Below are 11,370 nucleotides of genomic sequence, written 5' to 3'. Positions count from 1 at the left end.
GGCGCCCGCCGATCCGATACCGAAGAGCATCGCGCCGCCGAGCAGGAACTTCAGCCGGCCGTGCCGGTCGCCGAGGTTGCCGAACGCGATGAGCAGCGAGGCCACCACGAAGCCGTAGATGTCGACGATCCACAGGGACTGGCCCGCGCTGGGGGAGATCGCCTCGTTGATGCTCGGCATCGCGAGGTAGAGCACGGAGTTGTCCATCGCCACCAGCCCGACCAGGCTGAGGACCAGGGTGAAGCCGAGCCAGGCCCGGCGGGGTGTTGTGCTGTTCGTGGTCAACGTACTTCCTCCAGGGTGAGTGCGGCCGGGCCGCGGAGCGGCGGGGGGGAACGGCCGCCCGACAAAAAACATAGTGCTCATTATTATCTTTGCATAGTGATCGCCCCCGGGCCAGCCGTGGTGATAGTCATGGAGCCGGAGAGAGGAGAGGCCTTGCGTATTGCACTGACGGGCGCGACGGGGACGGTGGGGAGCCGGGTGGCCCGCCTCCTCGCCCCGCAGTACGACCTGCGCTGCCTGACCCGCTCCCCGGAGCGGGCGGCGGCCCGCCTACCGGTGCCCGGCGCGGCCGTCGAGGCGGACCTGGACGACACCTCCTCGCTGACGCGGGCGCTCGCCGGGGCGGACGCGCTCCTCGCGGTCACGTTCGACCCCCTGCGGGACACCCACGACGAGCACCTCCTCACCGCCGCGCGCCGGGCCGGCGTCCGCCACGTCGTGAAGGTCTCGGCCCTCGCGGTGACCGACCCGCAGGCGCAGGACGCGATCACCCGCTGGCAGCGGGCGTGCGAGGAGCGCGTACGGGCGTCCGGGATGTCCTGGACGCTGCTGCGCCCCCGCGCCTTCATGTCCAACTGCCTGGACTGGACACGGTCCGTGCGCGACGAGGGCGTCGTGCGCACGCTGCACGGCGCTTCCGCGAACTCCTGCGTCGACCCCCGGGACGTGGCGGAGGCCGCCGCCCGCGCCCTGACCTCCGCGGAGTGCGCGGGACGCGCGTACGCGTTGACGGGACCGGCCGCCCTGTCTGCCCGGCAGCAGGCGGCGCAGCTCGGCGAGGTCCTCGGCCGTCCGGTACGCCACGAGGAGCTGACCGAGGCACAGGCCCTGGCCGTGTGGCGCTCCCGCTACCCCGACGCCCTCGCGGCGGCGCTCCTCGAAAGCGCGGACCGGCAGGCCCGGGGAGCCAAGAGCGCCGTGGACCACGGGGTCCGGGAGGCGACCGGCCGGGAGCCCGGTACGTTCCGGGCGTGGGCGCGCCGTCACCGCTCGGCCTTCCGCGCGGCGGAGCCGGTGGAGGCGGCCGGGGAGGAGCCGGTGCGGGAGGCCGGGGAGGCCGCCGTCGAGGCGCAGCCCCCGGCGTAGACGGTGTGCAGGAGCGCCGGGTCGGGGCCCGCCAGCACGGCGGGCCTGGCCAGGCCGTCCAGGACGATGAAGCGCAGCAGATCACCGCGCGCCTTCTTGTCGAGCCGCATGGTGGCCAGGAGCCGGGTCCACTGGTCACCCCGGTAGGTCACCGGGAGGCCCACCGAGCGCAGGACCGTGCGGTGCCGGTCGGCGGTGGCCTGGTCCAGGCGGCCCGTCGCCCGGCCGAGTTCCGCGGCGAAGACCAGGCCGACGGAGACAGCCTCGCCGTGCCGGAGGCGGTAGCCCTCGTTCCGCTCGATGGCGTGGGCCAGGGTGTGCCCGTAGTTGAGGATCTCGCGTCGGCCGGACTCCTTGAGGTCCTCCGACACGACGTCCGCCTTGACCCGGATCGCCCGCTCGATCAGCTCAGCGGTGTGCTTCCCCTCGGGGCTGCGGGCGGCCTCCGGGTCGGCCTCGATCAGGTCGAGGATGACCGGGTCGGCGATGAAGCCCGCCTTGATGATCTCGGCGAGGCCGGAGACGTAGTCGTGGACCGGCAGCGAGTCGAGCGCGGCGAGGTCGCAGAGCACGCCTGCCGGAGGGTGGAAGGCGCCGACGAGGTTCTTGCCCTCGGCGGTGTTGATGCCGGTCTTGCCGCCGACGGCCGCGTCGACCATGCCGAGGACGGTGGTGGGCACCGCGATCCACCGCACCCCGCGCAGCCAGCTGGCCGCGACGAAACCGGCCACGTCCGTGGTCGCGCCGCCGCCGATGCCGACGATCACATCGCTGCGGGTGAAACCGGCCCGCCCGAGGGCCGACCAGCAGCGGGCGGCGGCATCGGCGGTCTTGGCCTCCTCCGCGTCCGGCACCTCGACGGCGATCGCCTCGAAGCCCTGGGCGGCGAGGTCCGCGCGTACGGTCTCGCCCAGCGGGGCCAGCGCCGCCGGATGGATCACCGCGACGCGGTGGGCCGGCCCGACCAGCTCACCGACGGCACCCATGAGCTGACGCCCGACGAGGACGTCGTACGGGTCGCTCCCGGCGCTCCCCGCGACGGGGATGCGGACGACGGTCATGGCAGGGCCCCCACGGACGCGCCGATCAGCTCGGACTGCACCGCCGAGGCGACCTGCCCCGGGGTGCGCCCGTGTGTGGACACCACGGCTCGGGCCACTGACAGGTACAGGGGGCGCCGCGTGGCCATCAGGCCGAGCCACCGGTTCGCGAAGTCGTCCCGCAGCAGCGGCCGGGAGTCGTCGTCCCCCAGGCGTTCGCGGACATCGGCGAGGGTGGCGTCCAGGAAGACGACCGGCAGCCCGCGCAGCGCCTCGCGCGTCCCCGCCCGCACCACGGCCCCGCCGCCCAGGGCGAGCACCCCGGAGTGCTCGTGCAACGCGGCGCGGACCGCCTCGTGCTCGATGGCACGGAAGTGCCGCTCGCCCCGTTCGGCGAAGATCTGGCTGACGGTCCGGCCGGTCAGCCGCTCGATGTCCTGGTCGGTGTCGCGTACCGCCGTGCCCGTACGCGCCGCGAGGATGCGTGCGACCGAGGACTTGCCCACGCCGGGCGGGCCGACGAGCACGGCCAGGGGGGAGGTCATGCGATCTCCAGGTGGGCGAGGAAACCGGAGACGTTACGACGGGTCTCGGCCACGCTGTCGCCGCCGAACTTCTCCGCCACCGCGTCCGCGAGGACCAGGGCCACCATCGCCTCCGCCACGATCCCGGCGGCGGGCACCGCGCAGACGTCCGAGCGCTGGTGGTGCGCGACGGCCGCTTCGCCGGTGCTGACGTCCACGGTGGCCAGGGCGTGCGGAACCGTCGCGATGGGCTTCATCGCGGCCCGTACGCGCAGGAGTTCACCGGTGGTCAGGCCGCCCTCGGTGCCGCCGGAGCGGCCGGAGGAGCGCCGGATGCCGTCGGCCGTGGGCACGATCTCGTCGTGGGCCTGCGAGCCGGGCACGCGCGCCAGACCGAAGCCGTCGCCGACCTCGACCCCCTTGATCGCCTGGATTCCCATGAGCGCGGCGGCGAGCCGGGCGTCCAGGCGCCGGTCCCAGTGCACGTGCGAGCCGAGCCCGACGGGCACCCCGTGGGCGACGACCTCGACGACGCCGCCCAGGGTGTCGCCGTCCCGGTGGGCCTGGTCGATCTCGGCGACCATCGCCTTGGACGCGTCGGCGTCCAGGCAGCGCACCGGGTCCGCGTCGAGCCGCTCCACGTCGCCGGGTCCGGGCACGTCCCCGTACGGGGCCTGCGCGGCGCCCAGCTCCACGACATGGCTGACGATCTCGATCCCGGCCGTCTCCTTCAGATACGAGCGGGCCACCGCCCCGAGCGCCACCCGCGCCGCGGTCTCCCGGGCGCTGGCGCGCTCCAGCACGGGGCGCGCCTCCTCGAAGCCGTACTTCTGCATCCCCGCCAGATCGGCGTGGCCCGGACGCGGGCGGGTCAGGGGGGCGTTGCGGGCGAGGCCCGCGAGTTCGGCGGGGTCGACCGGGTCGGCCGCCATGACCTGCTCCCACTTGGGCCACTCGGTGTTGCCGACCATGACGGCGACCGGGGAGCCCAGGGTGAGGCCGTGGCGTACGCCACCGAGGAAGGTCACCTCGTCCTGCTCGAACTTCATCCGCGCGCCCCGGCCGTAGCCGAGCCGCCGCCGGGCCAGGGCCTGCGCCACCAGCTCCGTGGTGACCGGGACCCCTGCGGGAAGCCCCTCCAGCGTCGCGACGAGTGCGGGGCCGTGCGACTCCCCCGCGGTCAGCCAGCGCAACCTGCTCATCCTTTCCCTGCTTTCCTGTGGGCTTTGGACTGCGCCTTCCTCCGGCGCGCGTACGTGGTCATCAGCGGTACTCCGGCACTTCGTAGTACGGGAAGAGCCGCGCCATCTCCTGGTGGAAGCCGGGGAAGGTCTTCGTGACGCAGGACGGGTCGTCGAGCGTCAGCGGAACCTGCGCGGCCAGCCCCAGGACCGAGAACGCCATGGCGATCCGGTGGTCGCGGTGGCAGGCGATGCGGGCGGGCCGCAGCGGGCCGGGGTGGACGGTGACCGAGTCCTCCGTCTCGTCCACCCGGATGCCGCAGGCGCGCAGGTTCTGCGCCACCGCCGCTATGCGGTCCGACTCCTTGAACCGGGCGTGCCGCACCCCGCCGATGGTCAGGGGCGCGTCGGCGAGCGGAGCGATCGCCGCGAGGGTCATGAAGGTGTCGGAGATGTCGCCCATGTCGAGGGTGAGACCGCCGCGCAGCCGTCCGGTGCCTGTCACGGTGACGTCCCGGTCCGACACCTCCACTTGGGCGCCCAGCTGCCGCAGGGTGTCCACGAACCGCAGGTCGCCCTGGAGGCTGCGGCCGCAGAGGCCGGGCACGGTCACCCGGTGCTCGGTCGCGGCGGCGGCCGCGAAGACGTACGAGGCGGTGGAGGCGTCGGGTTCGATGACGACGGCGGCGGGCCGGTAGCCGCCAGGCCGCACCTCGACCACCCCGTCCCCGGACTCCTGGACGTCCGCGCCGAAGCGCCGCATCAGGGCCAGCGTCATGTCCAGGTAGGGGCGGCTGACGGAGCCGCTCAGGTCGGCCCGGACCGGCCGCCGCATCAGGGGGGCGGTCATCAGCAGGCCGCTGAGGAACTGGCTGCTCATGGAGGAGTCCACCCTCAGCTCGCCGCCCTCCAGGCCACTGGCCCGTACGGTCAGCGGGAAGCGCCCCGGGACCGGGGTCTCCAGCTCGGCGCCGAGCGCGGTCATGGCCTTCATCAGCGGGCTCAGCGGCCGGGCCCGGAGCTGTTCGGAGCCGTCGAAGGTGAAGGTCCCCTCGCCCGCCGCGCTGAACGGGGGCAGGAAGCGGGCCGCCGTACCGGCGTCGGCGCACCACACCTCGCCCGTGCCGACGGGGCCGCGGCCGTTGCCGGTCACGTCCCAGAACTGGTCGCTGGGGCTGGTCTCGACCGCCACGCCGAGGCTGCCGAGGGCCGCCCTGAAGGCGAGGGTGTCGTGGCTGACCAGAGGGGCCCACAGCGTGCTGGTGCCCTTCGCCGCAGCGGCCAGGAGCAGGGCCCTGGTGGTGATGCTCTTGGAGCCGGGGATACGCGCGGACAGCGGGCGCAGCCGGGATATCTGCGGTGTCATCGGCGGGCCGCCTTCTCCATGGCGGTCTCCACCTCGGCGGCGACCGCCTCGGGGGTGAAGCCGAACTCGCGGAAGAGCAGCGCGCCGTCGGCCGAGGCGCCGAACCGCTCCAGGGACATCACGCGCCCCGCCTCGCCCGCGATGCGGTCCCAGCCCAGACCCACTCCGGCCTCGACCGTCACCCGTACGCGTACGTCGGGTGGCAGCACCTGGTCCCGGTAGGAGCGGTCCTGCTCCATGAACCACTCCAGGCAGGGCATCGACACCACCCGGGCCGCGACACCGCGCTTCGCCAGCAGCTCCTGGGCGGCGACCGCCAGGGACACCTCGGAACCGGTGGCCACGAGCAGCGCCTGCGGAACCCCGCCCTCGGCCTCACGGAAGACGTAACCGCCTCGCGGGACAAGCTCGTTGGGCGGGTAGACGGGCAGGTTCTGCCGGGACAGCACGATCCCGTGCGGGGCCGGGTCGGCGCTGTGCCGGCGCAGGATCTCCGCCCAGGCGGCCGCCGTCTCGTTGGCGTCGGCGGGGCGTACGACGTTCAGCCCGGGGATGGCCCGCAGGGTGGCGAGCTGCTCGACCGGCTGGTGGGTGGGGCCGTCCTCGCCGAGCCCGACCGAGTCATGGGTCCACACATAGGTGACCGGGAGCCGCATCAGCGCGGCGAGCCGCACGGCGGGGCGCATGTAGTCGGAGAAGACCAGGAAAGTGCCCCCGTAGATGCGGGTCGCGCCGTGCAGCGCCACCCCGTTCATCACGGACGCCATGGCGTGTTCCCTGATGCCGAAGTGCACGGTACGGCCGTACGGGTCGGCCTGCGGCAGGGCGTTGCCCAGTGGCAGGAAGGACGAACTGCTGTCGATCGTGGTGTTGTTGGACCCGGCCAGGTCGGCGGAGCCGCCCCACAGCTCGGGCAGCAGCGGCCCCAGCGCGGCGAGTACGGTGCCCGACGCCTTGCGGGTGGCGACGGAGGTGCCGGGCTCGAAGACGGGGAGCTTGTTCTCCCACCCGGCCGGGGGCTGCCCCTGGGTGATCCGGTCGTACTCCGCGGCCCGGCGGGGGTGGGCGTCGCGCCACTGCGCCAGCTTCCCGGCCCAGGCGGTGTGTGCGGCACGGCCGCGGACCAGGGCGGTCCGGGTGTGCGCGAGGACCTCGTCCGGTACGTGGAAGGAGCGGGCCGGGTCGAGGCCGAGGACCTCCTTGGTGGCCGCGACCTCCTCCGCGCCGAGGGCGGCCCCGTGCGCGGCGGCGGTGCCCTTGGCACGGGGGGCGGGCCAGGCGATGACCGAGCGCGCGGCGATCAGGGTGGGCCGGTCGCGCACCTCCTTGGCGGCGAGGAACGCCTCGCGCAGGGCACGGGGGTCCAGGTCGCCGTCGGGCTTCGGCTCCACCCGCTGCACGTGCCAGCCGTAGGAGGCGTACCGCTGGAGGACGTCCTCGGAGAACGCGGTGCTGGTGTCCCCCTCGATCGAGATGTGGTTGTCGTCGTAGAGCACGACGAGGTTGCCCAGCTTCTGGTGTCCGGCGAGCGACGAGGCCTCGGCGCACACGCCTTCCTGGAGGTCGCCGTCGCCCGCGATGACCCAGACCGTGTGGTCGAAGGGGGAGGTGCCGGTGGCGGCCTCGGGGTCGTAGAGCCCCCGCTCGTAGCGGGCGGCCATGGCCATGCCCACCGCGTTGGCGATGCCCTGCCCCAGCGGCCCGGTGGTGGTCTCCACCCCGGGGGTGTGCCCGTGCTCGGGGTGTCCGGGGGTGAGGCTGCCGTGGCGGCGGAAGGCCTTGAGGTCGTCCAGGGTCAGCGGGTAGCCCGCCAGCATCAGCTGGACGTACAGCAGCAGGCTGGCGTGACCGGCGGAGAGGACGAACCGGTCCCGCCCCTCCCAGCCGGGGTCGGCGGGGTCGTGGGCCATGACCTTCTGGAAGAGGACGTACGCGGCCGGGGCGAGGCTCATCGCCGTTCCCGGGTGTCCGTGCCCGGCGTGCTGCACGGCGTCCATGGCCAGGGCGCGGGCGGTGTCGACGGCCCGCTGGTCGAGCGCGCTCCAGTCCTGTGCGCTCCGGTCCTGTGCGCTCCAGTCCTGTGCGCTCCAGTCCTGTGCGCTCCAGTCCTCGGGGTGCTGCGTCGGCTGATCCTGTGCGGTCTGCGGTGGTGACTGCATGGGGTCGTCCCTACGGAGTTCGGCGGTCCGGGAGAACCGCGGGGGCTGGTCATGAAGCGCTGCTCGCGGCAGCGAGGTCGAGACGTGCGTGAGTGAGCGAGGGAGGAAGTGGGGGGGTGCGGGTGCGGGGGTTGGTCCCCTGCCCCGGGCCGGTCCTCGGTGCGGACAGCGCCGCGGCGGACCGTGTGCGCCGGACGGGCCCGGCGGCGGGGCGCCGGTGGGGGGCCGTTCCTCGGCTGCCGCTCCAACTTATGGGCCCGTGGGTGGGGACCCAAGCCGGACTTCGATAACTAGCCCGCGATGTACGGCAGGTGCGAGGTGCGGTCACCCAGGACGGTGACGGCGTGGGCGGCCGAGGCGAGCGTGACGTGCCGGTGCCAGCCGTTGAAGGAGCGCCCGGTGAAGTCCCGGATGCCCACGCGGTCGGCCACCACCGTGGCATCGTGGGCCGCCCGGTCCGTGAGCTGCCGCAGCCTGGCCAGGTACTCCATGGGGACCGTGGTGAGGTTGGACAGCCACAGCTCGGCCGGCCAGCGGCTGCCGTAGTCGCCCACGCCCAGGAGCACCAGCTGCCGGTGTTCGGAACCCCGGGGATACGAGGGGAGTTCGACGCGTACGGCGGCGGCGAGGGGCATGTCCTTCACCACTCCCGACAGGGGGCGCCTGCCCGGCACCGGTCGCCGCATGTTCCCGGCCATGGCCATGATCCGGTGTGCGGGGAGCGTGCTCTGCTCCCGCCCCGACATGACCCGGTCGGTCACGGTGAGCAGGGTGTCCCCGCCCACCCTCGCCATGAGCGGAACGTGCGTGGTGGCCAGCGTCTTCAGGAGCGGCTCGGACGCCTCGTCCAGGTCGAAGACGACGGGCCGCACCGGCAGCCCCCAGCCGAGCTGGGTCTCCCGGGACGCCTCGACCGCGCAGCCGTGCAGACTCTCCGCGCTCGTACCCTCCGGGACCGCCGCCTGACTGCGCCGGGCGTCGTCGGTGTGCCACGAGGAAGGCAGCTGTAGCCGCCAGTTGACCGGTACGCCCGCGGACTCCGACGTCGCCCAGACGCCGATGGCGCGCTGCGCGTTCAGGGTCTGCCCGAGCGCTGGGGAGAAGTGCCGGCCCACCCCCACGGAGTTCTGTCCGGCCTTGGGGATGGTCATGGGTCTTACTACCCAGGCCCGGGTCGGCAGGGAGGCGTCCACGGCTTCGGCCAGCGCCCGGCGGATGGGCACCCAGTCCCAGGTGGAGTCGCTGATGAAGTGGTGCAGGTTCTGCTCGGAGGCCTGGGTTCCGAGCAGCTTGGCGATGTTGCGGATCGACTTGCGCCCCTGGACGGTCAGCAGTCCGTCCAGATACTGGAGGCCCTTGCGGCGCTGGTCGCTGCGGGGCAGCGAGGCGAAGACCCTGGAGGCCAGCTCGGCGAGGACCAGGTCGCGGGAAGGGGAAGGCGGCAGAACCGGCAGGGCGTGACCGGTACGGACAGCGGGCGGGCAGTGGTCAATCATGGGCTTCCTCACTGTTGCCCGAGGGCGGAGCCCCCGGAGGGATCGACGGCAGGACGGCGCGGTGTCCGGCTGAGCGACACCTCGGCCACGGCAGGCCCCACGGCAGGCCCCTGGTGGGTCAGGGACCGACGGGCCATCCCTGCGGCGCGCTCGCGCCACGCAGTTGGCGGTAGAGGTAGGCGGCGGAGGCCAGCGTCATGTGGTGATGCCAGCCAGGGAAGGAACGGCCCTCGAAGTCCAGGAGCCCGAGCTCGGTCTGCACGTCCCGGACCGCCACATCGGTCAGGACGGTGCGGTGCGCGAGCCCGCGCACGGTGGTCGGCGGTGCGTCGCGGAGCGAGGTGATCCAGAACCGGGAGGGCCGTTTCGGCGCGGTGGCGACCTCCGCGACCAGCCGGTGCGATTGGTGCACGGCGGTTGCCGGGGGGCGCGACGGGAGGAGACGTACGGCGGTCGAGAACAGCTGCGCCCGCCCGGGCAGTGCGGAGGCGGTCTGCCGGCAGCGCGCCGCCACGAGAGCCGCCGCGTCGCCCGGGGAAGCGGTGGCCGGGGACGGGGCCGCCCCTCGGGGGGACGCCGGTGTGAGCGGCTGTCCGGGCGGCACCTCCAGGATGAAGTCCCGGCTCTGCCAGGTGAGTTGGGAGGCCAACTGGTGGACGCCGGGGGCGAAGTCGCGTCCGAGCACCACGGGCGCGGACTCGGCCACCCCCGCGGCGGCGAACTGCTCCACCATCTCCAGCACGAGGGCCCAGGCGGGCCGGGGCGTCACCGCGTCCGGAATCCGCGCGCGGCGGCGCCGCTCGGGGTCCTCGCACCAGGTGTCGTCGAGGAGGAGGCGCCAGCCGACCGGGATGCTGCGGCCGCCACCGGAGAGGAACAGACCGATGCCGACCTGGCAGTTCACCCGTCGGCCGGTACCCGGGAGGATGCCCGCGCGCAGGCCCACCGAATGGCTCCCCCGCTTGCGCAGCAGCACAGGCCTGGCCGTCCAGACGGCGTCGGGCAGCAGTCCGGCCGCGATCCGGGCCAGCTCCACCCGTGCGGGCGCCCACTCCCAGGGGCTGGCACTGATGAACTGCTGGAGCGCCTGCGGCGCACTCTCGGGCAGGTCCAGCGTCCGGGCCATGCGCCGCACGGTCTTGCGCCCGGGCGTGGTCAGCAGTCCCCTGAGATAGGCGTCCGCCCAGCGGCGCTGGTCACTGCGGGGCAGATACCCGAAGACCCGCTCCGCGTAGGCGGTCAGGCCCTCCGGCCCTGCGCGCCGCGCGCTCTCCGGTGCGCCGAGGACCGCCGTGGCCTGTGCAGACATGACTGGCTCCTTGAAGGCTCCTGGCCGGCGGTGGTTGCCGGCGACATCCAAAACATAACCATCATTCTTATTCTTTTGAAGAGTGAGGATGCCTTCCGGGTGCAAGTTCGTCAACTCGGCGTTGTGAACGGCGGATGACGCGGGGAGCGTAGGGAGTTGATCAGCGAACCAGGAGTGGGAGGTCACGGTGGCACCGGACGGAACGGGAAGGAGGCCGGCGAAACAGCAGGAGAGGTCCCTGCTGACGCGCGGCGCTCTGCTGGACGCCACCGCACGGGAGATCGACCGGCACGGCTACGGCAGCATGGTCATGCACCGCATCGCCCGCGAGGCCGGTGTCACGACGGGTGCGCTGACCTTCCACTTCCCCACGAAAGGGCAGCTCCTCGCCGAGCTCGGGGAGCTCGGCCTCGCCCGCGTCGAGGAGCGGGTGAGCGAGGTGGCCGAGCTCCCGGTGACCCCCCTGCGCAGGGCCCACCTACTGCTCCTGGCCCTGCTCGAACTGCTCCACCGCGATGTCGTGGCGCGTGCGGCCGTACGGCTCTCCAGCGAGATCCCGGGGGCCGACGACTGGTCGGACTCCTGGCTCCGGCCGGTACGGGAGATGTTCCGCAGCGCGGGCGAGGAAGGGCAGTTGAGGGCGGGCGTCACCCCGGAGGCGGTGGCGCAGATGGCCCTGCGACTGGCCGCCGGGACGGAGGTGCACGCCCGGGGTGACGGCGCAGGACCCGAGGACGCCGAGGCCGCCAGGGTGCGCTTCACCCAGTTCTGCGACCTGCTCCTGTACGGCATCTCAGCCATCCGCCCACCCGAGCCGGACCCCGCTAGTAAAAATACATAAGAACCATTATTCTTTTCCTGTCCAGGGGGCCGCCCGCGAGGGCGGCCCTTGGGGGGTCAGAAGCAGTCCATGGGGAGTGGGGA

9 protein-coding genes and 1 pseudogene are annotated in these 11,370 nt (G+C 73.3%); 2 read left to right on the top strand and 8 right to left on the bottom strand.

Features of this window, described 5'->3' with window-relative positions; translation table 11 throughout:
- Positions 1-207 (bottom strand): annotated as a pseudogene (locus tag CIB93_RS14655) (MFS transporter); the annotation flags it as partial.
- A 231-nt stretch (positions 208-438) separates the two neighbouring features.
- Between CIB93_RS14655 and CIB93_RS14650 the strand changes: the two are divergent.
- The gene (locus CIB93_RS14650) at positions 439-1,371 is read left to right on the top strand and encodes an NAD(P)H-binding protein (protein ID WP_257002193.1); all 933 of its coding nucleotides are present in this window, start codon (positions 439-441) and stop codon (positions 1,369-1,371) included.
- Here the strand turns inward: CIB93_RS14650 and aroB are convergent.
- From aroB to CIB93_RS14615, 7 genes are all read right to left on the bottom strand, one after another.
- Positions 1,269-2,432: a 3-dehydroquinate synthase gene (gene aroB / locus CIB93_RS14645; protein ID WP_096627247.1), complete on the bottom strand. Its 1,164-nt coding sequence runs from the start codon at positions 2,430-2,432 to the stop codon at positions 1,269-1,271. The two genes, CIB93_RS14650 and aroB, sit on opposite strands and share 103 nt — an antisense overlap.
- Positions 2,429-2,956: a shikimate kinase gene (locus CIB93_RS14640; RefSeq protein WP_096627246.1), complete on the bottom strand. Its 528-nt coding sequence runs from the start codon at positions 2,954-2,956 to the stop codon at positions 2,429-2,431. The genes aroB and CIB93_RS14640 overlap by 4 nt, the downstream gene beginning before the upstream one ends.
- On the bottom strand, positions 2,953-4,137 hold the full coding sequence (aroC, locus tag CIB93_RS14635) for a chorismate synthase (RefSeq protein ID WP_096627245.1): 1,185 nt from the start codon (positions 4,135-4,137) through the stop codon (positions 2,953-2,955). The genes CIB93_RS14640 and aroC overlap by 4 nt, the downstream gene beginning before the upstream one ends.
- A gap of 61 nt (positions 4,138-4,198) precedes the next feature.
- Complete coding sequence (gene aroA / locus CIB93_RS14630; RefSeq protein ID WP_096627244.1) at positions 4,199-5,482, bottom strand: 3-phosphoshikimate 1-carboxyvinyltransferase; 1,284 nt, start codon at positions 5,480-5,482, stop codon at positions 4,199-4,201.
- Entirely contained in the window at positions 5,479-7,641 is a 2,163-nt protein-coding gene (gene tkt / locus CIB93_RS14625) for a transketolase (protein WP_096627243.1), read from the bottom strand. Before tkt ends, aroA begins: the two co-directional genes overlap by 4 nt.
- A gap of 290 nt (positions 7,642-7,931) precedes the next feature.
- Complete coding sequence (locus tag CIB93_RS14620; RefSeq protein WP_257002192.1) at positions 7,932-9,137, bottom strand: transposase; 1,206 nt, start codon at positions 9,135-9,137, stop codon at positions 7,932-7,934.
- 118 nt (positions 9,138-9,255) lie between these two features.
- Positions 9,256-10,446 carry a transposase gene (locus CIB93_RS14615; protein ID WP_096627242.1) on the bottom strand — a complete coding sequence of 397 codons (1,191 nt, stop codon included), beginning with the start codon at positions 10,444-10,446 and terminating at the stop codon, positions 9,256-9,258.
- 187 nt (positions 10,447-10,633) lie between these two features.
- On the opposite strand from CIB93_RS14615, the gene CIB93_RS14610 reads away from it, so the two are divergent.
- Positions 10,634-11,287 carry a TetR/AcrR family transcriptional regulator gene (locus CIB93_RS14610; RefSeq protein WP_096627241.1) on the top strand — a complete coding sequence of 218 codons (654 nt, stop codon included), beginning with the start codon at positions 10,634-10,636 and terminating at the stop codon, positions 11,285-11,287.
- Positions 11,288-11,370: the final 83 nt, after the last annotated feature.

It is taken from the genome of Streptomyces sp. WZ.A104 (genome assembly GCF_002382885.1).
In the GTDB taxonomy this organism is placed as follows: domain Bacteria; phylum Actinomycetota; class Actinomycetes; order Streptomycetales; family Streptomycetaceae; genus Streptomyces.
Note: the sequence above shows the minus strand (reverse complement) of the source record. Positions and strands in the feature narration are given on the sequence as shown.